This window comes from Brachybacterium sp. NBEC-018 (assembly GCF_024860185.1).
In the GTDB taxonomy this organism is placed as follows: domain Bacteria; phylum Actinomycetota; class Actinomycetes; order Actinomycetales; family Dermabacteraceae; genus Brachybacterium; species Brachybacterium rhamnosum.
Genome location: NZ_CP100650.1, coordinates 1,277,605 through 1,303,351 on the forward strand (window position 1 = coordinate 1,277,605; position 25,747 = coordinate 1,303,351).

Annotated in this window: 24 protein-coding genes; 6 read left to right on the top strand and 18 right to left on the bottom strand. The window is 73.8% G+C overall.

Annotated elements, in window-relative coordinates:
• Positions 1–8: 8 nt before the first annotated feature.
• Positions 9–1,901: a glycosyltransferase gene (locus tag NLU66_RS05655; protein WP_259361967.1), complete on the bottom strand. Its 1,893-nt coding sequence runs from the start codon at positions 1,899–1,901 to the stop codon at positions 9–11.
• Between the two features lie 149 nt (positions 1,902–2,050).
• Between NLU66_RS05655 and NLU66_RS05660 the strand changes: the two genes are divergently transcribed.
• Positions 2,051–2,608, top strand: a complete 558-nt coding sequence (locus NLU66_RS05660; RefSeq protein WP_259361968.1) for a DJ-1/PfpI family protein — start codon at positions 2,051–2,053, stop codon at positions 2,606–2,608.
• Positions 2,609–2,667: 59 nt separating this feature from the next.
• Here NLU66_RS05660 and NLU66_RS05665 read toward each other — a convergent pair whose 3' ends face one another.
• From NLU66_RS05665 to NLU66_RS05725, 13 genes are all read right to left on the bottom strand, one after another.
• On the bottom strand, positions 2,668–4,377 hold the full coding sequence (locus NLU66_RS05665; RefSeq protein WP_259361969.1) for a sensor histidine kinase: 1,710 nt from the start codon (positions 4,375–4,377) through the stop codon (positions 2,668–2,670).
• Between the two features lie 152 nt (positions 4,378–4,529).
• Positions 4,530–5,570, bottom strand: a complete 1,041-nt coding sequence (locus NLU66_RS05670) for a patatin-like phospholipase family protein (protein WP_259361970.1) — start codon at positions 5,568–5,570, stop codon at positions 4,530–4,532.
• Between the two features lie 43 nt (positions 5,571–5,613).
• Positions 5,614–7,290 (bottom strand): polysaccharide deacetylase family protein, encoded by a 1,677-nt coding sequence (locus NLU66_RS05675; protein ID WP_259361971.1) that lies wholly within the window; start codon positions 7,288–7,290, stop codon positions 5,614–5,616.
• A gap of 182 nt (positions 7,291–7,472) precedes the next feature.
• Entirely contained in the window at positions 7,473–8,030 is a 558-nt protein-coding gene (locus NLU66_RS05680) for a YdeI/OmpD-associated family protein (RefSeq protein ID WP_259361972.1), read from the bottom strand.
• Between the two features lie 71 nt (positions 8,031–8,101).
• Entirely contained in the window at positions 8,102–9,502 is a 1,401-nt protein-coding gene (locus tag NLU66_RS05685; RefSeq protein WP_259361973.1) for a PQQ-like beta-propeller repeat protein, read from the bottom strand.
• 43 nt (positions 9,503–9,545) lie between these two features.
• Positions 9,546–9,875, bottom strand: a complete 330-nt coding sequence (locus NLU66_RS05690; RefSeq protein WP_259361974.1) for a hypothetical protein — start codon at positions 9,873–9,875, stop codon at positions 9,546–9,548.
• Positions 9,868–10,374: a hypothetical protein gene (locus NLU66_RS05695; protein WP_259361975.1), complete on the bottom strand. Its 507-nt coding sequence runs from the start codon at positions 10,372–10,374 to the stop codon at positions 9,868–9,870. The genes NLU66_RS05690 and NLU66_RS05695 overlap by 8 nt, the downstream gene beginning before the upstream one ends.
• A 5-nt stretch (positions 10,375–10,379) precedes the next feature.
• Positions 10,380–10,958, bottom strand: coding sequence for an RNA polymerase sigma factor (locus NLU66_RS05700; protein WP_259361976.1), 579 nt, complete (start codon positions 10,956–10,958; stop codon positions 10,380–10,382).
• Positions 10,955–11,596, bottom strand: coding sequence for a hypothetical protein (locus NLU66_RS05705; protein WP_259361977.1), 642 nt, complete (start codon positions 11,594–11,596; stop codon positions 10,955–10,957). Before NLU66_RS05705 ends, NLU66_RS05700 begins: the two co-directional genes overlap by 4 nt.
• 11 nt (positions 11,597–11,607) lie before the next feature.
• On the bottom strand, positions 11,608–12,156 hold the full coding sequence (locus NLU66_RS05710; RefSeq protein WP_259361978.1) for a DUF6286 domain-containing protein: 549 nt from the start codon (positions 12,154–12,156) through the stop codon (positions 11,608–11,610).
• Positions 12,153–12,527, bottom strand: a complete 375-nt coding sequence (locus NLU66_RS05715; protein WP_259361979.1) for an Asp23/Gls24 family envelope stress response protein — start codon at positions 12,525–12,527, stop codon at positions 12,153–12,155. Before NLU66_RS05715 ends, NLU66_RS05710 begins: the two co-directional genes overlap by 4 nt.
• A gap of 1 nt (position 12,528) precedes the next feature.
• Positions 12,529–12,705: a hypothetical protein gene (locus tag NLU66_RS05720; RefSeq protein WP_259361980.1), complete on the bottom strand. Its 177-nt coding sequence runs from the start codon at positions 12,703–12,705 to the stop codon at positions 12,529–12,531.
• A gap of 55 nt (positions 12,706–12,760) precedes the next feature.
• Entirely contained in the window at positions 12,761–13,273 is a 513-nt protein-coding gene (locus NLU66_RS05725; RefSeq protein WP_259361981.1) for an Asp23/Gls24 family envelope stress response protein, read from the bottom strand.
• A 216-nt stretch (positions 13,274–13,489) separates the two neighbouring features.
• On the opposite strand from NLU66_RS05725, the gene NLU66_RS05730 reads away from it, so the two are divergent.
• Positions 13,490–15,652, top strand: coding sequence for an MMPL family transporter (locus tag NLU66_RS05730; RefSeq protein ID WP_259361982.1), 2,163 nt, complete (start codon positions 13,490–13,492; stop codon positions 15,650–15,652).
• Here the strand turns inward: NLU66_RS05730 and NLU66_RS05735 are convergent.
• From NLU66_RS05735 to NLU66_RS05745, 3 genes are all read right to left on the bottom strand, one after another.
• Positions 15,635–17,224: an SDR family oxidoreductase gene (locus NLU66_RS05735; protein WP_259361983.1), complete on the bottom strand. Its 1,590-nt coding sequence runs from the start codon at positions 17,222–17,224 to the stop codon at positions 15,635–15,637. The two genes, NLU66_RS05730 and NLU66_RS05735, sit on opposite strands and share 18 nt — an antisense overlap.
• Positions 17,225–17,309: 85 nt before the next feature.
• Entirely contained in the window at positions 17,310–17,906 is a 597-nt protein-coding gene (locus NLU66_RS05740; protein ID WP_259361984.1) for a MarR family winged helix-turn-helix transcriptional regulator, read from the bottom strand.
• Positions 17,907–17,957: 51 nt separating this feature from the next.
• Positions 17,958–19,094, bottom strand: a complete 1,137-nt coding sequence (locus NLU66_RS05745) for a hypothetical protein (RefSeq protein WP_259361985.1) — start codon at positions 19,092–19,094, stop codon at positions 17,958–17,960.
• Positions 19,095–19,224: 130 nt separating this feature from the next.
• Between NLU66_RS05745 and NLU66_RS05750 the strand changes: the two genes are divergently transcribed.
• From NLU66_RS05750 to NLU66_RS05760, 3 genes are read left to right on the top strand one after another with little or no spacing between them, the layout of a single operon-like run.
• A complete protein-coding gene (locus NLU66_RS05750) occupies positions 19,225–20,280 on the top strand; it encodes an AAA family ATPase (protein WP_259361986.1) in 1,056 nt (351 codons plus the stop codon).
• Positions 20,277–21,608: a DUF58 domain-containing protein gene (locus NLU66_RS05755; RefSeq protein WP_259361987.1), complete on the top strand. Its 1,332-nt coding sequence runs from the start codon at positions 20,277–20,279 to the stop codon at positions 21,606–21,608. The genes NLU66_RS05750 and NLU66_RS05755 overlap by 4 nt, the downstream gene beginning before the upstream one ends.
• Entirely contained in the window at positions 21,605–24,169 is a 2,565-nt protein-coding gene (locus tag NLU66_RS05760; RefSeq protein WP_259361988.1) for a DUF3488 and transglutaminase-like domain-containing protein, read from the top strand. Before NLU66_RS05755 ends, NLU66_RS05760 begins: the two co-directional genes overlap by 4 nt.
• Before the next feature lie 65 nt (positions 24,170–24,234).
• On the opposite strand, the gene NLU66_RS05765 is transcribed toward NLU66_RS05760, so the two are convergent.
• Positions 24,235–25,242 (bottom strand): helix-turn-helix transcriptional regulator, encoded by a 1,008-nt coding sequence (locus NLU66_RS05765; protein WP_259361989.1) that lies wholly within the window; start codon positions 25,240–25,242, stop codon positions 24,235–24,237.
• Positions 25,243–25,334: 92 nt separating this feature from the next.
• Here NLU66_RS05765 and NLU66_RS05770 point away from each other — a divergent pair, with 92 nt between their 5' ends.
• On the top strand, positions 25,335–25,700 hold the full coding sequence (locus tag NLU66_RS05770; RefSeq protein ID WP_259361990.1) for a VOC family protein: 366 nt from the start codon (positions 25,335–25,337) through the stop codon (positions 25,698–25,700).
• The last annotated feature ends 47 nt before the right edge of the window (positions 25,701–25,747 follow it).

Genomic DNA, 25,747 nt, shown 5'->3' on the forward strand with positions numbered 1-25,747 from the left:
GCGGCCGATCACCGGCGCCGCACGGGCACCATCTGCGTCTCGGTGACGGTCTCCGGTTCCACCGTGTGCGCCGTGCTCTGCAGCGCACGGCGCAACGAGATCTCCTGGCGGAACACGTCCACGCTGTCCCGGCCGATCGCCGTGACCACGGGCACGAGCGCGCGCGCCGCCTCCATGTCGCGGTCGACGAGGGCCGCCTCCAGCTGCGCGGCGGCGCGCTCCAGACGCTCGGCGCCCACCATCGAGGAGGACACCTTGATCGAGCCGATCGCGTCCCGTGCGGGAGCCAGGACCTCCGCCGCCACGGCGCGCTCGAGACGCGACTGCCGGGTCGGCCACATGATCGCCCAGCCCGAGACGAAGTCCATGCCCAGGTCCGAGCGGCCCTCGAGCTCCTCGACGAGATCCTCGATCCGGGAGGGGAGGATCAGCGCGAGCGCCTGCAGCTCCGGGCTCAGCTCGACCGGTGCGAGCACCCGACCATCGGCGTTGCGCTGCGTCTTCGCCCACCCCGTCCGCCCGGTCACGGCCCGCCACGCCGCCTGTGCGTAGTAGACGTAGGTGAGGTAGACGTACACGAGGTTCAGCAGGCCCAGGCCCAGCGCCCCCGCCACGGAGACCTCGCCACCGCTCACCCGCCGGTACACGAGCCCCCAGACGGCATAGGGCAGGATCAGGAAGAACACCGCGGCGCACAGCACCAGCACGAGATCCGTGCTCCGCCAGAACCCCGCACCCCCCTGGGCGACCCCCACGGCCAGCAGCAGCGGCACCAGCACCAGGTTCAGCATCATCACCAGCGGCTGCAGCATGAAGTAGTGGATCTCCAGCAGCCCGGCGGCGCTCAGCTTCCGGCTCCTCCGCAGGACGGGCAGCGCCGAGGCGCATTCCATGTTGCCCTGCGCCCAGCGGGTGCGTTGGCGGATGAGCCGGCGCGTGTAGGGCAGCGCTTCCTGCGAGACGTGCGCATCGCGCACGTAATGGTTCCGCATCCCCATCGTGAGGATGTTCAGGCCCAGCTCGTAGTCCTCGCAGAGCTTCTTGCCCCAGGGGCGTCCGTGCTCCTCGGCGAGCGTGTCCAGGATCGTGAGCCGGGTGAACTGGCCGTTGCCGCCCATGCCGACGGTCCCCGTGCGCACCCGCAGCACCTGCATCGCCGAGTTGGTCGTGCGGAACTCCAGGTCCTGCATGCGCACCAGCACCCTGCCCACGAGGTTCGCCAGCCGCCCGTCCTCGGGGCGCGGGCGGCGGTCCCCTCGGTTCTTCATCCACACCTCGAGCTGGACCGCGCCGATCTCGTCATCGCCGAAGGACTCCGGCCCGGCCAGCAGCGTCAGCGTGTTGTCGGAGAGGAAGCCGTCGGCGTCCAGCACGCCCACGATCGTCCGGTGACGGTCCGCGGGGGAATCGCCGACGTGCTCCGAGACGATCCGGTAGGCGGCATTCAGGGCGTCGCCCTTGCCCGTGCGCGCCTCGGGCGCGACCCGGGAGACGAGATGGACCTTCTGGTCGAACACCATGAGGTCTCGGACCACCGCCGCCGTTCTGTCCTCGCTCGCGTCGTCGATCACCCAGACGTGGGCGCCCGGGAAGGAGGTCCGCGCGGCGGAGACGGTCTCCGCGATGACGTTCTCCTCGTCGCGGCATGGCACCAGCAGGTGCCAGGAGAGCGCATCCGGATCGCCGGCCGTGCTGCGGGGTGCGCGGATCTCGCGCAGGAAGGTCATGAGCAGCAAGGACACGTAGGTGAGAGCGCAGGCGGCGACGACCGTCAGCAGCAGGACGGCGACGTCCTTCCACAGCATGGTGCCGAACCGCGTGAACGCCCCGGACATGCCGAACACGAAGACGGCGAGAAGGCCGTACGCCGACGCCAGCACGATGATCAGAGCAGACCTCACGGGGGGATCCCTTCCGCCGAGAGGGCCCGGTGCCCTCGCGCGATGGTAGCCCAGAGCGGGCTGCCGTGCGTTCGGTGCAGGCCGGGGGTTGCGCGATCGGGGCGCTCTCCTAGAGTCGACGGACATCGAACCGGAAGGAAGGCCCTGTCATGAACGAGCAGAACGCTGACCAGAAGAGCGCCCTCATCATCGCGACGTCCTACGGGGTGGAGGCAAATGAGCTCCTCGCCCCGCAGCGGTACCTCGAAGGCGCCGGATACGCCGTCACGGTCGCGACCCCCGACGGGGAGGACATCCGGACCCTCGTCTCGGACAAGGACCCCGGGCCCACCGTCCCTGCGACCTCGACCCTCGCGGACGTCGACGTGGAAGGGCACGCGGTGCTCGTCGTCCCCGGCGGCACCCTCAACGCGGATTCCCTCCGACTGGACGCCGACGCGCTCCGCCTCGTGAAGGGCTTCGCCGAGGCGGGGACCCCGATCGCCGCGATCTGCCATGGGCCCTGGCTCGCCGTCGAGGCCGACCTCGTCGAAGGGCGGACCCTCACCTCCTACGCCTCCCTCCGCACCGACATCTCCAACGCGGGCGGCAGCTGGGTGGACGAGCCGGTCGCGGTGGATGACACGGGGTCCTTCACCCTCATCACCTCACGCACGCCGGAGGACCTCGAGCAGTTCACCGCTGCGATCGGGGAGCACCTCGCCTGAACCGTTCTGCGTGTCCGGTGCATTCGCGCGACGCGCATCCCGCCCCGGGTCGAGGTGGCTCAGGCCGAGGCGCTCCCGCCCGACGTGGAGGGAGCGGACGCACGGAGACCGTCGGCGATCTCGCCGATCGGAAGCCTGATCGTGAAGGTGGACCCCGCTCCCGGGCTCGACACCACGCTGATCTGACCGCCGTGGGCCAGGACGATGCGATGTGTGAGGGCCAGGCCGATCCCGTGGCCCGGGATGTCGCTCTCCAGTGCGGTCCGGGTGCGGTAGTAGTCGGTGAAGAGATCCGTCTGCTCCTGATCCGAGATGCCGATCCCCGAGTCCGTCACGGCCAGCTCGACGCTGCCCTCGGCGAAGCACGTGTGCACGCGCACGGTCCCGCCGCGCGGGGTGTACTTCAGTGCGTTCGACATCAGGTTCCCGATGGCCTGCCTCATCCGAGAGGCATCGATCTGCTGCAGAGGCGTCTCCTCGAGGTCCTGCTCGATGGTCAGCCCGAGCTCGCCGGCGCGGAGGGCGACGGACTCGACGGACTCGCGCAGGAGATCCGAGATGCGTCCCGCGCGTAGGGCGAGGAGGCCGGAGCTCGACCTCGCGGCCTGATCCCGCAGCAGCTCCTCGACGATCGTGAGCAGCTGATCGGCGTTGCGATTCGCGACGTCGAGGAAGGAGGCGGTCTCGCGGGACAGGTCGAGGTCGTCACGGGCGAGTTCCAGGTAGCCGATCACTGACGTGAGCGGCGTGCGCAGCTCGTGGGACACGGTGGCGACGAACTGATCCTGAGTCCGTGCGGACTCGATGTACTGAGTGACGTCGGTGAACACCACCACGGCGCCGTCCCGCTCCCCGCGGACGTCGATGATCTGACGTGCGGAGGTCGAGTAGGCGGCTCCCCCGGGCCCCGCCGGCCCCACGGAGATCACGTAGTTGCTGAAGGATTCCTGCTGCACGGCGCGCCGTACCGGCCTGCGATCGGGTGGGATGGGCTGTGCGGTTCCCGAGTAGTGCAGCAGCAGCTGTGACTCGTCCGGATCGTCGAGGCCGGGTGGTGAGGCGCTCATGTGGATGCTCCGCTGCGCCCGGTTCATCAGAAGATCGTGCCCGTCCCGATCGACCACCACGATGCCCGAGTCGACGCTGTCGATGATGTTCTCGAGACGCCGTTTCCACATGTCGGCCGCGTCGAGCAGAGCTTCCTTCTCCGCAAGGGTGGTGCTGACGCGATCGGACTGTCGATCGAGCACCGACAGCGCGCCGGTGACGAGGAGCCCCACCTGAAGCACCGTGAAGGGGAGCAGCGCCGCGTGGGCGAGGGTGACGGAGTCGATGGGATCGGCACGGAGAAGTGTCGGCACCGTGATCGCCGACGCCACGCTCACGGTCGCGATGACGGCGCCGCGGGCTCTCAGGCGGGCGGCGAGCCATAGCGCCGGGATGAGTGTGAGCAGCGAGGTGGCCGTCCCCACCTCACGCATCAGGTCGCGCACCAGACCGATCGCCGCGATGTCGAGCAGCGGTACGACCACGACGCAGAGGGGAGATGCCCGCTCCCACGGCACCACATAGGCGAGGACGGTCGCGACCAGCAGCAGCATGAGCGCCGTGAGATAGGTCGGCGCGAGGACCAACGACTCCCCGGAGATCGCCACGACGACGGTGAATGTCAGGAAGAAGGCGAGGAAGTAGAACTGCTTCTCCGCAGTGCCGGAGGCTGGGGACACCACCTTCGCGAGCCGACGGGACAGCGAAGCGGCGACGTCCACGGCCACATCCTTCTCCGGGGCCTCCGACGACTGGGGGCAGAGGAGCAAGGCCCCCGCTGTGCTCCACCGACTGCAGTCTGGTGCCGTCAGACGGGTCTGGCAAGCCGGCTCCGCCACCGTGATCGCGCGCCGTCGGCCGCCATCTCCCCGGCTCAGGAGCGGAAACGCTCCACGTAGCGTGCGAAGTCCCAGGCCGTGTGTGTCGCGTCCCCGTCCAGGAACTGGATCGCCGCCTCCCGCCCCTCCGCGTACAGGTGCTCCCGCTGCCCCTCGGAGAGGTCGAACTCGGTGGGCTTCACGGCGGAGGTGTCGATGAAGATCGTGCGCGCCACCGCGTGCGAGGACTCGATGTGCATCCGGTCGTAGAAGCCGGTGACGGTGCCCGCCACGGCCTTCGCGAAGCTCAGCGGCCCGCGGATCCGATGCACCGGGCCCGCCGCCTCGGTGGGTCGCTCGGAGAGCTTCACGGCGAAGGTGGGCCAGCGCGGGGCGCGGCCGCCAGGACGGTCGAACACCTCCACGGGGAAGTTCGAGAGCAGCCCGCCGTCCACGAGCCACGCCGCCCGGCCGAACGCGTCGGTGAAGCGGGCGGGGCGGAACACGAAGGGGATCGAGGCCGAGGCCCGCACCGCCTGCGCCACGTCCATCGCCCCGGGCTCCTGGCCGTAGGCGTCGGCCTCCTCCGGCAGGAACCGCAGGCGCCCCGCGGAGAGGTCCGAGGCGGTCACCGTGAGCCGCGTGGCGGGGCCGGCGATCTCCTCGCCGTCCGGATCGGCATAGGCGAGATCCGCGAACGTGCGCACCGGTTTCGGGGCGTGCGCCTCGAGCTGCTCCCGCGTCCAGGACTCGAGCCGCTTCCCGGGGTGCACGCCGTTGCGCAGCGCGATCGCGAGCGCCATCCCCGGCAGGGTCCGAGTCCACCAGCCGCCGTCCTGGAAGGCGCGGTAGTCGGTGCCGCGCAGGATCTCCACGAGCGTCCTCGCCGGCACCCCGGCCGCCGCGAGCGCCCCCGCCATCGCCCCGGCGGAGGATCCCGCGACCCGGTTCACCGTGTAGCCGCGCTCGGCGAGCACCTCGAGGGCGCCCGCGATCGCGATGCCCTTCACCCCGCCGCCCTCGAGCACGAGGTCCACGCGGCGGGACGGATCGGCGGGCGGGGGATCGGCGGGGAGCATCGGCGGGGGAGGGGTCATCGCCCCACCGTAGGGGCGGGCGCCCACGCCCCGACGGGCCGTGTCAGCGGGCGGCGCCCCGCAGCTGCGCCGCCGCGCCCGACGTCGCCGCCCCCGTGCCCTGCGCGGACGCGGCGCCGTCCCGCTCCGCGCCGTGGGAGATCCGCTGGCCCGGGTGCAGCCTGTTCTGCGCGATCTCCTGGCAGGTGAGCGTCGTCAGCCCCGCCTGCCGGAGCCAGGCGAGCACGCTCGGCACCGCCGCGACGGACTGCTCGTGGATCTCGTGCATGAGGATGATCGAGCCGCGATGCGCATTCTCCTGCACGGCGGCGAGCGTCTTCGCGGCGTCGCGGGTCTTCCAGTCCAGCGTGTCCACGTCCCACAGCACCACGCCCTCGCCGAGCGCCCCGGCGGCGCGGTCCGTGGTGCGGTTCCGGGCGCCGAAGGGCGGTCGCATGATCGACGGCGCCCTCCCGATCGCCTGCTCGAGCGCGGTCGCCGGCTTGTCCACCTCGTCGCCCAGGGCGGAGCCCTGCAGCGTCGAGAGCTCCCGGTGGGACCAGGAGTGGCTGCCGATCTCGTGCCCCGCCGCCGCGGTCGCCGCGACGAGCGCCGGGGAGCCCTGCGCGCTGCGGCCGATCATGAAGAAGGTCGCCGCCGCGCGCTCCGCGAGCAGCTGCTCGCGCAGGGTCGCGTTGAGCGTCGGGCTGGGGCCGTCGTCGAAGGTCAGCGCGATCGCCCGCAGCAGCCGCGCATCGGGCGCGGTCACGGGCGAGGGGCGCTCACCCTCCGGTGCGAGCGGGGCGAGCTGGGTGCGCGGCCCGCGGGCGGCCGCCGCCCGGGCCGCGCCGCCCGTGCCCGGGTGCTCGGTCGTCGTCACGGAGCCGCCGGGATCGGGAACGGTGACGGCCTCGGGGTCGTGGTCGGAGGGCTCCGCGATCGCCGCGCGCACGGCGAGGCCGTCCTCGCCCAGCAGCGCGCCGGCCGTGTCCTCGGGCACGGTGAGCAGCAGCTCGCGGGCGTCGTCCCCGCGGCCCACCGTCGGCAGGAGCACGTCGAGGCTGCCGTCGGCCCGCGGCAGCAGCGCGGGACCATTGCCCCACGGCCGCGGCTGCTCCTGCAGCAGCGCCGTCACCTCCTCGACGTCCACGCCCCGCTCCTGCCCCGCGAGCTCGCGGACGGCGCTCACGAAGGCCCGCCAGTGCTCGGCATCCACGAGGCCGGGGGAGGTGAAGGCGCGGTCGCCCTCGGCCCGGTACCAGAGCAGCGCCGTGGAGACCCCCTCCTCCTCGTGCACGTCCAGCAGCACCCCGAGCGCGTGCGGGGAGCTCGCGATGATCCGCCCGGCGACCTGCAGCGTCGCGTCCTCCCCGCGCACGGCGCGCTCGCGCAGCAGCTTCGCGAGGCTCATGCCGATCGCCGCGTCGAGGCCGGGCGCGGTGGGCAGGTGCGGGATCTCCACCGTGGCCGGCGCGAGCGCCGTGAGCTTCTGCATCGCCGCCTGGGGGACGTGCGCGGCGAGGTCCGGGAGGTCGGTGAGCGGGCCGTGCGCGCGGTGCCCGCGATCCCGCCCGTGACCCGCGGGCCCCTGCGGGCCGCTCGGATGCAGGAGGGCCGCGCCGCCCACGCCCAGGCCCCCCAGCCCGAGCGCCGCGATCCCCCCGGCGAGGAATCGGCGGCGCCGCAGCTCCGCCCTGCTGAGGTGACGGTGGCGGGTGCGCCCCTCGTGGTCCTGCCGCATCAGTCGATCTGCCCTCTCCGCACGGATCGGCGGGCTCGTGCCGCGCCTGGGTCAGACTACGACCAATGTGGAGTCAAGGGCGCACCAAAAGGGCTGGTCATCGACGACCGGCGGACCCGGGATCCGACTTTCGACGGAGGGTGGCGGCCGACGGGTCCCCCGGCAGGTGGACGGCCCTTCCGTCACTCCAGGCCGATGAGCTTCCCGCTCTTCGCGAGCTCCGGGTCCGTGCACGAGGACAGGTCGAAGCAGCAGGGCCGGCTCGAGCCCTTGCGGAGCTTGTCGATCGACACGTCCACGCGCTTCGCCCGGGTCGCCTCGCTCTTCGTCGCGCCTACCCAGCGCACCCACTCCCAGCGGGCCATCGGCGTGATCCTCGCCCACTGCTCGTCGAGGTCCCCGGCCTCCTCGAGCGCCGCGCCCAGATCCTCCGGCATCTCCGGCTCCGGCCAGGATGCGGCGGTGGTGAGCTGGAAGGTGACCTCGGCGCCGTCCCACGCGAGATCGGCGGAGCGGAGCCCCGCGAGGGCCTCCTTATCCAGGGAGACCCAGTGCCCCTTGCGGCCGTCCGGCTCGAGCACCGTGGACAGCTCGTGCTCGCCGAGCGCGCCGGTCACCGCGACCTGCCCGCGGGAGGGGAGCTGCGCGCTCGCCTCCTCGGGAAGCAGCAGGATCAGGCGCTCACCGATCTCCCGCACCGTCGCCGTGCCGGAGATCGTGACCGGGGTCTTCGATGCCATGAGGGGCTCCTTCGCGGGAGGGGGTGGGGATAGACAGCGTAGAGGGAGCGGCGCAGGGCGCCGGGCTCCGGTCAGGCGCCCTCCCGGCCCATGACCAGCAGCTCCTCCCCGGCCACGGTCACCGCGAGCGCGCCCGCGGTGAGGGCCGGCTCGAGGGCGCCGTCCGGGCTCGCGGCATGGCCCTCGATCTCGCCGGTGGCCGCGTCGACTACGCTGAGGCCGCCGTCCCGGGTGGGGACGAGCAGGTCCTCGCCGAAGGGCAGCGCCCGATGGATCTCGAGGCGCTGCGAGAGGTCCTCCGGCTGCGCGGGCACGCTCCAGCGCCAGGTCCCCGTCGCGAGGTCGACCGCGCCGGTGCGCTCGCCGTCGTCCGCGAGGATCACGTTCTCGACGGTCACCGCGCGCACGGTCGTCGGGGCGTCCAAGTGCCACACCTCCTCGCCGGTCGCCGGGTCGAGGGCCACGAGCGCCGAGGTCCGCCCGTCGGCATCGTCCGTCGCGGCGACCACGGAGGCGATCACGAGCGGCGGCGCCGCGGCCGCCTCCCCGTCCGCTGCAGGGACGGCGGGGACCACGGCGGCGACCTGCGGGGTCGCGGTGTCGGAGACGTCCGCCGGCCAGGTCCAGGCGGCGGCGCCGGTCGCGGCGTCGACGGCGCGCAGCGACACCCGGTCCCCGCCCTGCCAGCGCGGCCCCGGATCGCCGAGATCCGCCGTGCCGGCGGAGGTGTCCACGCCGCCCGCGATGACCCGGTCCCCGGCGGCGACGAGCACGGCGACCTGCCCGTCGAGCTCCGCGGTCCACGCCCCGTCGCCGCCGCTCAGCGGCAGCGCGCTCAGCTCGGTCCCGTTCCCGGCGCGGCGGGCGATCAGCATCTGCTCACCGCCCGGGGAGAGCAGGGAGGCGGCGCGGCCGATCCCGTCGTCGTCCTCGCGCGGCACGGACAGGCAGCGCTGCACCCGGCCGCTGCCCGCGTCGAGCAGGGTCGCCCGGTAGTGCCCGCCCTCCACCGCGGCGACGGAGACCACGGACTCGCCCGCGAGCGCCGGGGCGGCGGCCTGCCCGGCCTGGTGGCGGGTCCAGAGGGCCTCGCCGGTCGCGGGGTCCAGCGCCTCGAGGGCGTCGACGGACACGTCGGCGACGTAGGGGTCGTCCGCGATGAGCAGGGAGCCGCCCGCTCCCGCGGCGAGGTGCACGTCGCCGTCGAGCGAGGCGGAGCCCAGCGCCTCGCCCACGCCCGGCAGCGCGCCGAGGGAGGCGGCGAGCTCCGTCCGTCCCGCGGGGCCGTCGGTGCGGTAGTCGATGACCGTCTCGCGGGAGGCGGTGCTGTCGCGCCGGCAGTCCACCCACTCGCTGCGCGCCACGACCACGACGCCGCCGGCCACGAGCACCGCGGCCGCGACGGAGCCGGCGATCAGCGCGCGGCGGCGCCGCCTGCGTCGGGCCCAGCCGGCCCTCTCCTCCTGGTCCATGCGCGTCAGTGTGGCAGAGCGGGGTGCCGAGGGTGCGCCGTCCTCAGCGGGAGAGGGACTGGACGCGCACGAGCACGACGCCCCCAGGCCCTCCGAGGGCCGCGAGCACCGCACGCTGGACCTGCTCGACCACCTCGCGCACGGGACGGGGCCCATTCAGGGCGATCTCGACGACCACGTCCCCCGTGCTGGGGTCGACGTGCAGGCCGTAGCTGACGGCGGCCGTGCCGGAGCGACGCAGCCGCGCGTCGATGGTCCGCAGAGTGGTGCCGATGCCGGGCTCGATCCCGGCCACGCCGGGCACGGCGCGCACCAGTTCCACGAGGTCGGCTGCTGTGACGGGGACCGGTGCAGGGACGGGGCGCTCAGTCATGGAGATCCTCGATGTGGATGTCGATGGGGAGGTCCTCGAGCCCCAGCTCGATCCGGCAGGCACGGCGCACGTCCTCGCGCACCTTCTCCGCGAGTGCCGGCAGGCTGCGCGTGGACCGGGCTGCGGAGACGCGGCAGTTCAGGCGGATGGGCAGGCCACGGGTGCGGGGGATCCCGGCCCCGGCGAAGGTGACGGCGGTCCGCAGCGCTCGCGCTCCGGGCACGGCGTCGACGGTGGCCCGCACCAGGGTGCGCAGGGCCAGCTCCGTGATCGTGAACGGGCCGGCAGGTGTGGGGGGCAACTGAACCGGCGCGCCATGGCGGGCATCCGCCCGTACCGACTCCTTGATGGTGGACAGGGCTCCCGCGGACATCTGCACAGACCCGTCACCGCTCACCTCGAGCCGGTCCCATTCCTCGTGCACGGAGCGGATCAGGTCCAGGTAGGCCGCCGTGGCGGCGCCGTCCAGCGGGTCCCGGGGACTCGTGCTCTCGTTCATCGCTCTCACCTCCATTCCTGCATGCGTTGGGCGATGCGGGTGCGCGCCCGGGCAATCCGGCCGCGCACCGTGGGTTCTGTCGCATCGACCGCCCGGGCGATGTCGAGGTAGGACATGCCGTCGATCTCCCGCAGCGCCCAACAGGTGCGCAGACCGGGCTCGAGATCGGCGAGGATCCTGCTGAGCGCCTGCAGCTGCGCGTTCACGAGCGCCTCGTGCGCCGGGTCGTCGGCCCGACCCGCACCGACGGCCTGGGCCCGTCGGTCCTCGAGGGCGAGGTCCTCGGCCACCTCGGTGCGGCGCCGGGAGCGGCGCCGCCCCACGTCGGTGGCCCCGTTGGTGCAGATCCGAGAGGTCCAGGCCCGGAAGGACGACGGGTCCTCGAGCAGGTGCAGCCGCTTCCAGGCGAGCACGAGCGACTCCTGCACCACGTCCTCCGCGTCCTGGCGGTCGCCGAGGATCATGTACGCCAGCCGGAACAGCCGGCCCTGGTGGAGGTCCACGAGCTGCTCGAAGGCTGCGACGTCCCCGTCCTGGGCGCGCAGGACGAGCGTGCGCTCATCGATCGATACAGGATCGGTCATGCCGGTGCCGGCTCCGCGGCGGCAGTCCCCGGGGCGGCGGGCTCCACCGTGGTGTGAGCCGGAGCGGCGGTACCGCCCAAACGCAGCAGCAGGTCCACCCGCTGCACGGCAGTGCCCAGCACCGTGGAGGTGTCCTCGGCGAGCATCCGCCGGGCTTCCCCGGCGGCGCGCTCGACCTCGGCATCGTCGGCCAGTGTCACCCTGGCCTGCAGCCATGGCGAGCTCGCCGCGCCACCGATCCGCACGGAGGCGTCGGTGATCCCGGCGAGCGCCTCGAGGCGTTCGACGAGAACCCGCTCCAGCACGGCGGGCTCGAGCGACCCCAGCTCGGTGCCATCGGCATCGAGGATGCGCAGCGTCGTGGCCGCGGGCCGCGAGGGCACCTGGGCGAGCAGCAGCGCGATCCCTACCGCCGCCGCGAGCAGGCTCACGGCGACGGCGGCGGGCAGCAACCACTGTCGGTGATGGGCTGCGATCGCCGCGAGCGTCGAGTCGGCATGGGGCAGCAGCGCCTCCGCCTGCGGCCACCGAGCGGTGAGGTCGAGGACGGCGACGCCCAGCCACGCGGCGGCGGCGAGCGCCACCACGGAGGCGACGATCAGCACCAGGCGGTTCCTGGCTCCGGAGATCGAACGCATGGTGTCTCCTCTCAGCGTGCCCTCCGCATCCGCACGCGGACACGGGGAGCGGGGACGGGATGGAGGGTGTCGACGGCGTCGCGGGCGGCCTGCTCGACGTGGAGCCGCACGGGCTCAGGATCGTCCAGGGGGCAGAGCACGTCCACCTCCACACGGCGGGGCGTGACATGCACACGGGCGGACTGCACGCCGTCGGCCCGCTCGACGCGGCGCCTCACGTGGCGGCCCAGATCGCGCTGGGAGACGGCGGTCTCCCCGACGGTCTCGTCGGCGAGGACCAGGCGCCGCGCCGCGCGGCCGGGCAGCGCGGCGGCGAGCAGCAGGAGGACGCCCACCATGACGAGCACCGCGGCGGCGGTCGCGACGGGGGCGGAGTCCAGCCGGAGATCGCCCGCCGCGTCCATCGACGGGGCGGTCCATGCCGGCCAGGCACCGTCGACCATCCGCGCGCCGAGCACTCCGATGCCCAGCAAACCCAGCACGAGCAGGAAAAGCGCCAGGAGGGACGCGGGGACGGTGCGGGAGGGCCGCCGGTCCAGCCGACGAGGAGTGGAGGTCATCGCACGGCCCTCCGTCCGTTCGTGGCCGGATGGAGCCAGGAGATCTTCACGTCGAGCCTTCCCACTTCGAGGCCGGTGAGCTGCTCGACCCGCTGCTGCACATGCTCCCGCAGCGCCCGCAGGATCGGCGGCAGCGGGGCGGGGAACTCCGCGCCGACGTCGAGGTGGAGGACGGCGCTGCGACCGTACAGCTCGCAGCTCGCGCCGGGGCGAGAGTCGAAGTCCCGGCGGGCCCCCATGCCGAGGACTCCACCCGCATCGGACCCGACGTGGGGCACCTCCGAGGCGGCCTGCGCGGCGATGCGTGCGACCGCGGATGAGGGGATGCTCGTCGTGCCCCGGTGCTCGGGCGTGACGGTCGAGGCTGTCATCTCAGCGCCTCCAGCGGTCGGTGAGGCCTCTGATCTCGATGCGTCCGTCGATCGTCAGGCCCACGGCGAGGCCGATCGCGGCGAACAGCAGGACCAGGAAGAACTGGCCGAAGGACCCGAACGCCAGGGCAGCGCCCAGGAGCAGGCCCACCAACAGGGCGAACTGTGATGTCTTCATGCGGACTCCTCGGGGGAGGGGCGCGATGTCGTCAAGAGCACCGCGCCCGGGCGGGTCACTTCAGGTCGGTGTCGCGAGGTGCCGGCGAGGACGTCTCGTCGTCCTCGCCGGGGAGGTGGACATCGGCCACGTTGATGTTCACCTCGATGACCTCGAGGCCGGTCGTGCTCTCCACCTGCTCGATCACGTTGCGGCGGATCGCATTGCCCACCTCCACGATCGAGGCGCCGTACTCCACCACCACGACCACGTCGATAGCGGCCTGCGTCTCGCCCTTCTCGACGCTGATGCCGCCGGTGACGTTGGTCTGGCTGCTGGGGATGCGGCCGGTGACGGCGCTCAGCGCGCGACGGACGGCGTTGCCCATGTCGTAGACGCCCGGCACCTCGCGGGCGGCCATGCCAGCGATCTTCGCGACGACGGTCTCCTCGAGGGTCGTGACGCCGTGGTCGGTCTGCAGAGGCCCGCGGGGGGCCGGCGAGACGGCGAGCTCGTCGTGCTGCTCGGCGGCGCGTGCGGACTCGGCGTCCTTCTGACGACCGGTCTGCGGGATCGATGCGTTGGTCATGGGTGCTCCTTCGTTCGTGCCCGGTCCGAAGCCGGTGCCATTCGATGCGGACACGAGGAAGACGACGCGAGCGGGCCTGTCCTCACGAGCACGGGAGAGTGATCTGTGTCACTTCGCGCCCGACGGGTGGTCGGACAGTTCGTGACGAGGGGCCCTCGTCGGACAAGGCCGAATCTCTCACTTGATTTTCTTCTTTCCTGAAGAGAGAGTTGGCTCGTGGCCACTCGAGAACCCTTCCTCCGCCCTCCGCTCCTGCTGCGAACCCTGCTGCCCGCCCTGCTCGTCGTGCTCTGGATCGCGGTGTTCGGCGCGGGAGGCGCCAGCTTCGGCCGGATCGGCGACGTCGCCACCGATGACCGGGCCTCGTTCCTCCCCGCGAGCGCTGAGTCCACCGCGGTCCAGAACCGCATCGCGGAGTTCACCGGCTCGGACGCGGTCCCCGCGATCCTCGTGATCGAGCGGGACGGCGGTCTCGAGGACGCTGATCTCACCGCGCTCGAGGATCTCGTCGGGGACGCTGGCGATGCCGTTCCCGGCGCCACCGCCTCCCCGGTCATCCCCGCCGAGGACGGTGAGGCCGCCCAGGTCGTGGTGTCCATCCCGTCCGGCGAGGACGCCGGCGGCGCCGTCGAGGCCCTCGAGGCAGGACTCGAGGATCTCCCGCCCGGCCTCGGCGCCTGGGTGAGCGGCCCCGCCGGCTTCACGGCTGACCTCCAGGCGGCCTTCGCCGGCATCGACGGAATCCTGCTGGTCGTTGCGCTCGCCGTGGTGCTGCTGATCCTCGTGATCGTCTACCGCTCGCCGCTGCTGCCGCTGCTCGTGCTCCTCAGCTCGATGACCGCGCTGTGCGCAGCGATCCTCCTCAACGTGAGCCTCGCAGAGGCCGGTCTGGTGACCATCAACGGCCAGGTGCAGGGCATCCTGTTCATCCTCGTGATCGGCGCAGCCACCGACTACTCGCTGCTGTTCGTCACCCGATTCCGCGAGGAGCTGCGCGACCACGCCTCTGCTGCCCGCGCCTCCTGGCGTGCACTGCGCGGAGTGCTCGAACCGATCCTCGCCTCGGGCGGCACGGTCATCGTCGGCCTGCTCTGCCTGCTGCTCTCCGACCTCGGATCGAACGCCGCCCTGGGGCCGGTGGCTGCGATCGGCATCCTGTGCGCGATGCTCACCTCGCTCACCTTCCTCCCGGCGCTGCTCGCGCTCGTCGGGCGGGCCGCCTTCTGGCCCCGCGCTCCCCGCCATGGGAGCCCCCACCCCCAGCTCATCGGAGCTGACGCCCGCGGTCCCTTCGCCCGCGCCGGCCGCCTCGTCGCCTCCGCCCCGCGCCGGGTCGCCGGCACGGTCGTCGCGCTGCTCGTGATCGGCTGCGGCGGGCTCGTGCTCCTCCAGGCCGACGGTGTGCCCCAGAGCGAGTTCGTGCTCGGCGCGAGCCAGGCCCGCGACGGTCAGCAGGCCCTCGACCGCCACTTCGCGGGAGGCTCCGGCTCCCCCACCTACGTCCTGGCCCCGGCGGACCGCCGCGCCGAGGTCGCCCGGAGCATCGCGGCGACCGACGGCGTCGACGCCCTCGCCCTCGTCTCCCAGGACTCGCCGTCGGGGAGCATCCCCGTCGGCGCCGACGGGGAGACCACCCCCGAGGCGACCGCCGGACCCTTCGCGGGAGTCGAACCCACCGAGATCGGCGGGGAGCTGCTGTTCTCCGTCACCCTCGACGCGCCCTCGGACTCTCTCGAGGCCGAGCGCGTCGTCACGGCCCTGCGTGACGCCGTCGGCCCCGAGGGCGCCCAGGTGGGCGGCTCCACCGCGGTGGATCTCGACACGAACGAGACATCCGCCCACGATCGCGCCCTGATCATCCCGATCGTCCTCGTCGCGATCACCTTCATGCTCGCCCTGCTGCTGCGGTCCCTGATCGCGCCCGTGGTGCTGCTGCTGACCACCGTGCTCAGCTTCGGCACGGCGCTCGGCGTCAGCGCGATCGTCTTCCACCTCATCGGCCAGGAGCGCTCCGACCCGTCGGTGCCGCTCTACGCCTTCGTGTTCCTCGTCGCGCTGGGGATCGACTACAACATCTTCCTCATGACCCGGGTGCGGGAGGAGTCGCTCGGTCATGGCACCAGGGAGGGGACCCTGCGCGGCCTGTCGCTCACCGGCGGCGTCATCACGAGCGCGGGCGTGGTGCTCGCCGCGACCTTCGCCGCACTGCTCGTGATCCCGATCCAGTTCCTTCTGCAGCTCGCGATCATCGTGGCGCTCGGAGTGCTCATGGACGCGCTCGTGGTGCGCACCTTCCTGGTGCCCGCCCTCGCGACCATGATCGGTGACCGCATCTGGTGGCCCTCGAGGCTGTCCCGCGGGTCACACCCCTGGGGCTGAGCTGCTCCCCCTCGCCGCGGAACCGCCCGCGGCGCGGGCCGCCGGGGCATTCTCGCCCCGCCGGGCGGCTGCGAGGATGTTGCGGGCCATCGCAGGGAAGACGAGGGCGTGGAAGGGGGAGATCGCCCACCAGTAGAGCCGTCCCGGCAGTCCGTCCGGGAAGTACACGGCCCGCTGGCGATAGCGGGAACCGCCCTCCTCAGCCGGGTCCACGCGCAGCTGCAGCCAGGCGCGCCCGCTCATGCGCATCTCGGCCCGGAGCGTGAGGACCCGATCCTCCTCGATGCTCTCCACTCGCCACCAGTCGACCGCGTCGCCCACCCGCAGCCGCCGAGGGTCACGGCGTCCTCGTCGCAGGCCCGGACCGCCCACCGCCCGGTCGGCCAGGCCGCGCAGCGTCCAGAGCAGTGGGGTGGAGTACCACCCCGATGCTCCTCCGATCCCTTCGATCACGCGCCACACCTCCGGCGGGGCGACATCCGTCGCCACGAGCTCCCGCTCGTCCGTGTACACCGTCTGCCCCGCCCAGTCAGGGTCCTCCGGCAGGGGCGCCTCCGGGGCGAGGTCCCGGCGCACGTCCGCCTCCCAGCTCGTGGCGATCTCCCCCTCGCGCTGATGATCGAGGGCGGTCCGCACAGCCGCGCGATAGGACGTGGGGCCGGAGGGAGGCGGGGGGAGGACCTCCGCGGCGAGCGGGCGCCGTGCCACGGCATCATGCTGCATGGAGTGGGCCAGGGGTGCGGCGATCGCCCGGGGGACGGGGGTGATCAGGCCGATCCACAGGCCGGAGAGCCCGGGCGCGGGAAAGGGCAGGGCGAGCACACGGCGCCGGGACAGTCCCGCCACCTCCGCGTAGATCGTCAGCAGATCGGCGAAGCGCAGCTCGGACTCGCCGCTGCCCACGGCGAGGGTGCCCGACACCTCGCCGGGGGCGGTGGCCGCCGCGACGAGGTAGTGGAGGACGTCGCTCACGGCGACGGGCTCGATGCGATGTCGTACCCACCGCGGCGCCGGCATGATCGGCAGCCGCTCGGAGAGATGGCGGATGATCTCGAAGCTCGCCGACCCGGCTCCGATGACCGTGGCCGCCTCGAGGACGACGACCGGCACCTCGCCCTCCCGCAGGATCTGCGCCACCCGCTCGCGCGAGCGCATGTGGGTGCTCAGGGGCTCGTCGTCGGGGTGCAGGCCCGACAGGTACACGATGCGCCGCACGCCGGCGCGTGCAGCCTCCTCCGCCATGACGCGCGCCATCCGCGCCTCCCGCTCCTCGAAGCCGGAGCCGCCGCCCATCGCATGGACGAGGAAGACGACGACCTGGACCTCCGCCAGAGCATGGCGCACCGCCGAGCGGTCGGAGAGGTCCGCGGTGACGGCCTCGACCTCCCCCGCCCAGGACTGCGCCGCGAGCCGCCGGGGATCCCGCCCGCACACGCGCACCCGTGCTCCCGCGGCCTGCAGCTCGGGGACGAGCCGACCGCCGACATAACCGGTCGCCCCCGTCACGAGCACGCGCTCGGCATCATTCCGCTCGTCGGAGATCCGTGTTTCCTCATCCTGGGTCGAGATCACCCCGACATCGTCGCTCACGGGACACGCGGGCGCCACCGGTGAGGCGCTTGCGAACCGAGCGGTCCCTGCGCGCGCACCGCGGAGCTCATGCTCGGCCGGTCTCGCCCCGAACCCGCGGGTCGGCCCACTCCTGGGACGCGGGCGAGATCTCCTGGGCCATGTGGAGCAGGAAGCGGGTGACGGTCGAGCGCTCCTCGCCGGACAGTGCCGCGGCCGCCCGGAAGCGGCCGGCCTGCTGCCGTCCCATGGTGGACATCGCCGCCTCCCGCGTCGCAGGCTCGACCGTCAGAGCCAGGCTCCTCCTGTCGTGGGGATGGGGAGTGCGGCGGACATGGCCCGAGGCCTCCAGCCGATCGATGAGCTTGGTCGTGGCGCCCGAGGACAGGCCGAGGTGGGCGCCGAGCATGCCCGGAGTCGTGAACTCGCTCCGGTTCTCGCTGATCATGAGGAAATGGACGGCTCGCATGTCCGTGGAGTTCAGCTTCATGTACTCCTGGGACGCGCGAGAGAGCTGCTCCTCCACCTGCCGCAGCCCCACCAGGGCGGCCATCAGGGCATCGATCTCGCTGATCTCCTCGGAGCTGAGCGACGAGCGGTCCACGAGCTCCCCGTGCGGGTCGTTCGCGTCGATGTCGAACGGCCTCCATGCCGCGCGGGGCGAGCTGTCGGAGGGACGCGTCATGGCATCACTCTACCGAGGGCGCAGGCGTGCCCGGTGGAGCGCAGCGGCCGATCAGCCGCCACCGTCGCCGCGGCGACGCAGGAGGACGACGCCCGCGGTGCCCAGCAGCGCGACCGCGGACACGGAGCCCACGGCCGTGACCATCGCGCCGCCGGCCGCCGGGCGGGAGGTGGCCTGCTGCTCGCCCTCGCCGCCGTCGGAGGCGGCCCTGGCCGCCGCGGTGCCGCTCGCCGAGTCCTTCGCCGGGGTGCTCTCATCCGCCGGGTCCGCGGCGGTGGCGGAGGCGGAGGTGCTGGGAGTGCTGATCTCCGTCGTCGGGCCGTCCGTCGTGGGCGACTGCGCGGCAGGGGTCGTCGGCGTGGCGCTCGCGGTGGCCTCCTCACCCGCGCGGCTCGGCGTCGTCGAGGCGCCGGGCCCCGGCTCCTCCGCCTGACCGGTGCGGCCCGAGCCGCCCGTGCCGCGGGAGGCATCGTCACCGGCGGAGCGGGTCGGCTCCTCGGGGGCGGTCGCGGTGCGGGTCGTGCCATCGCCGGTGGAGCCGGAGGACGAGGTCGAGCCGCCGGCCGTCGGCTCCTCGCTCGGCGTCGCGGACGCGGTGGGCTCCTGCGAGCGGCTCGGGGACGGATCCGCGCTGCGGCTCGTCGCAGGAGCGGTGGTCGGCTCCGCGGAGGGTGCCCGCGACGTGGTGGAGGACGGGGCCGACGTCGAATCGCTCGTCCGGTCCGTCGGCGGTTCCTCGGCGGGCGAGGACGGATCCTCCGTCGGCGCCGACGTCGGATCCTCCGTCGGGGCGTCCTCCTCGACGACCGTGATCGTCGTCGAGGCGACGGTGCGGCCGTCGTCGATCACCGCGATGACCGCGCTGCCCTCCTCCGCCGGCGCCTCCAGGCTCGTGCTGAACTCGCCGTCCGCCCCGGTCGTCACGGAGCCGCGAGGCTCGCTGCCCACCTGCAGCGTCACGCTCCCGCGCGTCGTGGCGAGGCAGGAACCGGTCACCCTGACCTGCGCCTGCGGTGCGACCTCGGAGGGGCTCGCGCTCACCTTCGGCGAGCGGCACACGCCCTCCTGGGTCTCCGCGGTGCCGGGCGAGGGGTCCGCCATCACGGCCCCCGGCGCGAGATTCGCCGTCACCACGAGCATCGCCGCGGCCAGCAGGCGCACGGAGATCGTCGGGAGGCGGATCGGCACAGAGGCTCCTCGGGGACGGGGGTACCCGCCATACTCTAGGGAACGACCGCGTGGAGCGACGTCGCCCAGGTCACGTTCCGGGGCGGGCAGTCGGTGAGAGCGGTCACCGGCCCACGGCGAGGAGCATCCGATGTCAGAGTACGAGACGCCCCTCGCGGCGCAGGAGTTCCCCGGCGGGACCACCTCCGACGATCCCGCCGCCTCCGAGGCCACCGGCCCGCTCACCGAGGCCCAGGCGATCGAGATCGCCGAGGAGGCCCGCGCCGTCACCGCCGAGATCGCGACCGTCGTCGAGGGCAAGCCCGAGGTCGCGGACCTCGCCCTGCTCGTCCTCCTCGCCGGCGGCCACCTCCTCGTCGAGGACATCCCGGGCGTCGGCAAGACGATGCTCGCGAAGTCCCTCGCCGCCGCGCTCGGCGCGACCCGCCACCGCATCCAGTTCACCCCGGACCTCCTGCCCGGCGACGTCACCGGCGCGAGCGTGTTCAACCAGGCCACCTCCCAGTTCGAGTTCCGACCCGGGGCCGTGTTCACCCAGGTCCTCCTCGCCGACGAGATCAACCGCGCCTCCCCGAAGACCCAGTCCGCCCTGCTCGAGGCGATGGAGGAGCGGCAGGTGAGCGTCGACGGCGTCACCTACCCGCTCGAGGAGCCGTTCATGGTCGTCGCGACCGCGAACCCCGTCGAGATGGAGGGCACCTACCGCCTCCCCGAGGCGCAGCGGGACCGCTTCCTCGCGCAGACCTCCATGGGCTACCCCGTCGCCGGCGCGGAGGCCCGCATGCTCGCCGCCCAGACCGGCCCCGTCCAGGGCGGCGCCCGCGAGGTCATCGACGCCGTGCGGGCCCGCACCACCCCGCAGCGGATCGCCGCGCACGTGCGCGCCACCCGCCGCGTGCACATCGCCCCCGGCCTCCTCGAGTACGTGGTGCGCCTCGCGACCGCGACCCGCTCCCACCAGCAGGTCGCCCTCGGCGCCTCGCCCCGCGCCGCCGTGCACCTCGTGCGCGCCGCGAAGGCCCGCGCCGCGCTCGACGGCCGCCCCCACACCCATCCGGAGGACATCCGCTCCGTGATCGGCCCCGTCTGGCGCCACCGCCTGCACCTCACCCCGCAGGCCCTCTCCCGCGGCGCGAGCACCGGGGAGGTCCTCGACCAGGTGCTCGCGGCGACCCCGCTGTCGTGACCACACCCTCCCCGCCCGCCGGGCACCGGCGCCGCGGCACCGAGCGGACGCCCGCCCCGGGCCGGCGGCTGCGCCCCACCGCGCGCGGGATCGTCGTCGCCCTCGCCGCCGTGCTCCTGTGGGTGATCGGCGACCTCACCGAGCTCACCCCCGCCCGCTCCCTCGCCGCGGGCCTGCTGCTGTGCCTCCTCGCGGGGATCGTGTGCATCCTGCTGTGCGGGATCGGCCTGCGGGCCCGGCGCAGCCTCATCGACGACGCCGTGCCGCTGGGCAGCTCTGCCCGCGTGCAGGTGCGCCTCGCCGACGGCGCCCTGTTCCCGGCGCTGCCGCTGGGCCGGGGCGTGCTGCGCGAGCACCTGCCCGAGGCCCTCGGCGGCCGCCGCGACCTCCCGCTCGCCCGCCGCATGCCCCACACCCTCGCCGTCCCCCGCCGCGGCGCCCACGCGCTGGGCCCCTTCTCGATCGTCGTCGAGGACGTGCTGGGCATGTTCCGCCTCACCGTCACCGCGGAGGACGGCGCCCGCATCGCCGGGCTGCCCCGCGTGGAGACCGTGGAGCCGCTCGCGCTCGCCGCGGCCGGCATCAGCCGCGAGGGCGCCGGGCGGGCCGTCACCGGCGGCATCGGCGAGATCGGCGCCATGGCGCGGGTCTACGAGCCCGGCGACGACATCCGCCGCGTGCACTGGCGCGCCTCCGCACGCACCGGCCGCCTCATGACCCGCGAGGAGGAGCCCGCCGGCGGCCACAGCGCCGTGCTCGTGCTCGACACGAGCCGCCGCGAGGGCATCGCCGAGCCGCAGCGCACCGCCCTCGAGGACCGCCTCGTCTCCCACGCCGCCTCCGTGCTCGAGGCGCTCGGCGCGCACGGCTGGGAGGTGCGCCTGCTCGACGCGAGCGGCGACGAGATCACCCGCACCGAGCGCCGCATGGCGACCCTCGGCGCCTCCCCGCTGGGCCTCGAGGCGGATGCCGGCGCCCGCCGCGCCGCCCTGCTCGCCCTCGCCGACGTCGGCTTCGACGACGACCCCGCCTCCTTCGCCGCGGGCCGCGACCACGCCGCCGGCCACACCGCCCTCGCGATCGCCCTCGGCGCCGACGACGGCGACCCCTTCTCGGGCCTCGACCTGGACCGCTTCGCCGGCCGCGCCGCGCACCGCACCGCCCTCGCCCTCCGCTGCGCCGGCGACGGCGCGAGGGAGGGCGGGGGAGAGGGAGAGGCGGCCCCGGCCGTCTCCCGCCTCGGTGCCTGGACCCTCGTGCGGGGCACGAGCGCGGAGCCCGTGGGCGAGCTGCTCGCCGCCGCCGCGGACGACGGAGGCCTGCGATGAGCCCGCTGCTGGGACGTCCCTCCCTCCCCGCCGGCCACGCGGCCGTGCGCGGCGTGCTGCTGCTCGTCGCGCTCATGCTCGCCGTCACGCCGCTGTCGATCCTCATCACCGGCACGGACTGGTTCACCCTCACCCTGATCGGCGCCGCGCCCGTGATCCTCTCCGGGATCGTGCTGCGCAAGCTGCTGCCGCTGCCCGCGCTGGTCCCCACCGTGCAGGTGCTCGTCGTGATCGCGACCGTGATCGTCGTCGAGCTGCGTCAGGGCGTCGTGGACCTCTCCGGCGGCCCCGCCTCCCTGGTCACCGAGCAGGTGCGGCTGTTCCCGACCGCCGTCGCGGATCTGACCGCCTCGCTCGCGCCCGTCACCGTGGGCGCCCGCGGCACGGTGCTCGTGGTGCTGCTCATGGCGCTCGTCGCCCTGCTGCTGGACATCATGTACCTCGACCTCGGCTGGCACACACCCACCGCGCTCGTGCTCATGGGCCTCATCGTGGTGCCCGCGCTGCAGCAGCCCTCGGGCGGCGCCTGGTGGACCGTCGCCCTGCCGATCCTCGCCGGGGCGATCGTGCTCGCCTCCCGCACCCTCCACGCCGATCCCGTGCTCGCGCAGCGGGACCCGCGGCCCCAGGCCGGGCCGCTCGCCGGAGCCGGCCGCACCGCGCTCGCCGCGAGCCTCGTGGTGCTGCTCGTCGCCGTGCTCACCGTGCCCGCCTCGCTGCTGCTGCCGCAGGTCGCGCCCAGCAGGGTCGCGCTCGACATGGACGTCGTCAACGCCTGGCGGAACAAGGACCAGGCGAATCTCGGCTCGGTCATGGTCGACGACTCCGTCTCCGTGCGCCGCTCCCTCCTGCAGCAGGACCCGGTCGAGGTGCTCCGCTACACGACCGACGCCGAGGACCCCTCCTACCTGCGCCTGCGCACCCTCACCCGCTTCGACGGCGAGACCTTCGCGGAGGGCGACCCGGACACCGCCGCCTCCGGCTCCGAGGCGTTCTCCGACGGCCGCGACGACGGGAACGCCGTGAGCGGGGACGACTCCCTGCTCTCCGAGTACTCCGTGACCGTCACCGACCTCGCGGGAGACCGCCTCCCCGCCCCGGCGGACGTCCGCGAGGTCAGCAGCACCGACGCCTCCCTCGACTCCCGGATCGCCGTGGACGCGACGAGCGGGGAGATCAGCGCCGGGGAGAGCTCGGGACTGCTCACCGGCATGGACTACCAGGTCGTCGCCGAGGAGAACCCCGCGACCGCGCAGCAGCTGCGCGACGTCGACCCCTCCGTGCTCTCCGAGCCGCTGGACTCCGGCTACCTCCGCACGAGCGACGTGCCCGCCGCCGCGACGGACCTCGCCGACTCCCTCGTGGAGAGCTCCGGGGCGAGCAACGCCTTCGACACCGCCGTCGCCTTCCAGGACTACTTCCACAACTCCTTCGACTACTCGCTCACCGTCTCCACCCCTCCCGGGGAGGACCCGCTCGAGTCCTTCCTCGCGGACCGCGTGGGCTACTGCGAGCAGTTCGCCTCCGTGTTCGCGCTGATGATGACCTCGCAGGGCTATCCCACGCGCGTCGTCATCGGCTTCACGGCCGGGGACGTCGACGGCGACCAGCGCGTCGTCTCCTCGACGAACGCGCACGCCTGGCCCGAGGTGTGGTTCGGCCCCGAGCACGGCTGGGTGCGCTTCGAGCCCACGCCGTCGGCCGCGAACAACGGCATCGACGTGCCCTCCGTGACCGACGCGTCCCAGGAGACCGCGCCGAGCTCCGAGCCGAGCGCCGCGCAGACGACCACCGAGGAGCCCACCACCGAGGAGACCACCACGGAGGAGGAGACGACCACGCCGGAGGAGTCGCAGACGGCCTCCGACGCCGGCACCGGCGGCGTCTCCCGCACCGGCGCCGAGGTGGCCGGGGACCTCCTGCGCACCGTCGCCGTGCTCGTGGGCGCGGCGCTCGTCGCGGGCCTGCTCGCCGCGGCCGCCGTGGTGCTGCTGCGCCGCCGCCGGGACGCGCGCCGCACCGCCCGCTGGGAGCGGATGCTCGAGCTGGCGCGCGCGGACGGCGTCTCCTCCGGGGACATGGTGCGCGGCGGGCCCGCCGAGAGCGAGCTGTGGCGCCGCGCCTCCGGGCTCGTGGCCTGGGAGGACCTCGAGGCGGAGCTGCGCGGCCGGGCCGCCGCGGTGCGCTGGCTGGGCTGGACCGGGCTCTGGGGCCGGCCGCCGCTGCACCTGCGCCTGGACCCGGCCCGCCCGCCCGCCGCCGCCCTGGACGCGCTGCTCGACGACATCGAGACCGGCTCTTGGGCCCAGGTCACGGACGAGCACCGCGAGGCGGCCGCGCGGATCGGCGACGCCGTCTCCGACGCCCGCTACGCCGTGCCCGTGGACCCGGCGCTGTGGGAGGAGTCCCCGGGAACCGGGGGAGGGGCCGACGGCGGCGGGGCCGACGGCGGTGTCGACGACGGCGGTGCCGCCGAGGGGACGGCTCCCGGCGAGGTCGAGCGGCGCGCGCTGCGACCGGACCGCGACCTGCTCGTCGAGCTCGTGCGACGGGCGCGGTAGGGCGCGCGAGCAGGGGGGCGGCCGCCGGCGAGTGCTCAGGTGCCGGCCGGCAGCGACGGCACCCGTCAGCCCTCCGCCGCCGGCGCATGCGCCGCCGCCAGCTGCTGCGCGAGCTCGTGCACGCGCTGCACGGCCTCCGGCGGGTCCACGACCTGCAGGTGGTCCCCGAACTGCAGGAGCTGGCGCACGCCCTCGAGCTCCTCGCAGGCCACGGTGATCGTGACCCGATCGCCCTCCGGCTCCGAGACGCCGATGAGCCGGGCGCCCAGGATGCGCCGGGCGAGGTCGAGCCGATTCGCTCGCAGCAGCGCCCGCACCTCGAGGGCCGGGGCGGGGGAGAACTGCTCGAGCAGCGCCGTCCACACGCTCGCGAGCGTCTCACCGTCCCGCAGCAGCGCCGGCTCGGGGAGCGCGGTGTGCGACCGGATCCGCGCGGCGTTGAACATCCGCGCCGTGCCCTGGACGTCGCCGATCAGGTACCACGAGCCGGCCTTGCTGACGAGACCGTACGGATCGACCGTCAGGCGCCGGGCGGCGCTCTCCCCGCTGCGCCGGTAGGCGAGCTCGACCCGTCGGCGCCCACGGCACGCGTCGAGCAGCGCGGTGAGGTCGGTGCCGGGATCGGCGTCGGGACCACCGTCGGACCCACCGTCGGATCCGCCGTGGGACCTGGCCGTGAACCAGCCTGCGGAGTCGATCCGCAGGACGTCCGCGAGCGGCACGGCCGGCGCGAGCGGCCCGCGCATGGCCGCCTCGAGCTTCTCCTGCGCGCGGGTGCCGAGGTCCCCGAGCCCCACCGCGTCCAGCTGCCGCGCATCCAGTCCCGCCGCGGCGAGGAGCTGCAGCTCCGCGGGCTCGAGCCGGCTGAGGTCGAGCCGTGCCCGGCGGTCCAGGACGATGCCGCCGCCGCGACCGCGCTCCGTGTGGACGGGGACGCCGGCCTCGGAGAGCGCCTCGACGTCCCGCAGGATCGTGCGGCGGGAGACCTCGAACCGCTGCGCGAGCTCCTCGGCGGTCATGGACCCGCGGGTCTGCAGCAGGAGCAGCGTCGACATGAGGCGGGAGGACTTCATGGCGACGATCCTCCCGCAGAAGGAGACAGGAACTGTCATCTCTCCGTGGTGCTGTGGGCCGTGCACCGAACCCGACACCACAGGAGCACCCGATGACGGCCCCCAACCTCTTCCTCCTCTACGTCCGCGACGCCGAGCGGTCCACCGCCTTCTACCGCGACCTGCTCGACATCGAGCCCGTCTTCACGAGCCCCCGCTACGTCGCCTTCGAGGTCACGCCCGGCGTGCTCTTCGCGCTCTGGACCGGCCGCAGCGAGCACGCCGTCCCGGGCACGCCCCGCACGAGCGAGGTGGGGCTGATGCTGCCCGGGCCCGCCGCGGAGATCGACAAGCTCCACGAGCGGTGGGTCGCCCAGGGTGTGCGCAGCGTGGAGCCCCCGACCGACGAGGTCTTCGGCCGCACCTTCGTCGTCGCGGACCCCGACGGCAACCTCATCCGCGTGAGCCCGATCGACTGACCAGGGCTCCGCCGTCCCTCGCGGGAGCCGCCGCGCCGAGTAGTCTG

Coding starts and splice junctions, on each gene's coding strand:
- NLU66_RS05770 (WP_259361990.1), top strand. CDS start 25,335: ATGACGGCCCCCAACCTCTTCCTCCTCTACGTCCGCGACGCCGAGCGG.
- NLU66_RS05680 (WP_259361972.1), bottom strand. CDS start 8,030: ATGGCATCGAAGACCCCGGTCACGATCTCCGGCACGGCGACGGTGCGG.
- NLU66_RS05720 (WP_259361980.1), bottom strand. CDS start 12,705: ATGAAGACATCACAGTTCGCCCTGTTGGTGGGCCTGCTCCTGGGCGCT.
- NLU66_RS05750 (WP_259361986.1), top strand. CDS start 19,225: ATGTCAGAGTACGAGACGCCCCTCGCGGCGCAGGAGTTCCCCGGCGGG.
- NLU66_RS05705 (WP_259361977.1), bottom strand. CDS start 11,596: ATGCGTTCGATCTCCGGAGCCAGGAACCGCCTGGTGCTGATCGTCGCC.
- NLU66_RS05695 (WP_259361975.1), bottom strand. CDS start 10,374: ATGAACGAGAGCACGAGTCCCCGGGACCCGCTGGACGGCGCCGCCACG.
- NLU66_RS05670 (WP_259361970.1), bottom strand. CDS start 5,570: ATGACCCCTCCCCCGCCGATGCTCCCCGCCGATCCCCCGCCCGCCGAT.
- NLU66_RS05685 (WP_259361973.1), bottom strand. CDS start 9,502: ATGGACCAGGAGGAGAGGGCCGGCTGGGCCCGACGCAGGCGGCGCCGC.
- NLU66_RS05725 (WP_259361981.1), bottom strand. CDS start 13,273: ATGACCAACGCATCGATCCCGCAGACCGGTCGTCAGAAGGACGCCGAG.
- NLU66_RS05660 (WP_259361968.1), top strand. CDS start 2,051: ATGAACGAGCAGAACGCTGACCAGAAGAGCGCCCTCATCATCGCGACG.
- NLU66_RS05675 (WP_259361971.1), bottom strand. CDS start 7,290: ATGCGGCAGGACCACGAGGGGCGCACCCGCCACCGTCACCTCAGCAGG.
- NLU66_RS05710 (WP_259361978.1), bottom strand. CDS start 12,156: ATGACCTCCACTCCTCGTCGGCTGGACCGGCGGCCCTCCCGCACCGTC.
- NLU66_RS05715 (WP_259361979.1), bottom strand. CDS start 12,527: ATGACAGCCTCGACCGTCACGCCCGAGCACCGGGGCACGACGAGCATC.
- NLU66_RS05740 (WP_259361984.1), bottom strand. CDS start 17,906: ATGACGCGTCCCTCCGACAGCTCGCCCCGCGCGGCATGGAGGCCGTTC.
- NLU66_RS05760 (WP_259361988.1), top strand. CDS start 21,605: ATGAGCCCGCTGCTGGGACGTCCCTCCCTCCCCGCCGGCCACGCGGCC.
- NLU66_RS05700 (WP_259361976.1), bottom strand. CDS start 10,958: ATGACCGATCCTGTATCGATCGATGAGCGCACGCTCGTCCTGCGCGCC.
- NLU66_RS05765 (WP_259361989.1), bottom strand. CDS start 25,242: ATGAAGTCCTCCCGCCTCATGTCGACGCTGCTCCTGCTGCAGACCCGC.
- NLU66_RS05690 (WP_259361974.1), bottom strand. CDS start 9,875: ATGACTGAGCGCCCCGTCCCTGCACCGGTCCCCGTCACAGCAGCCGAC.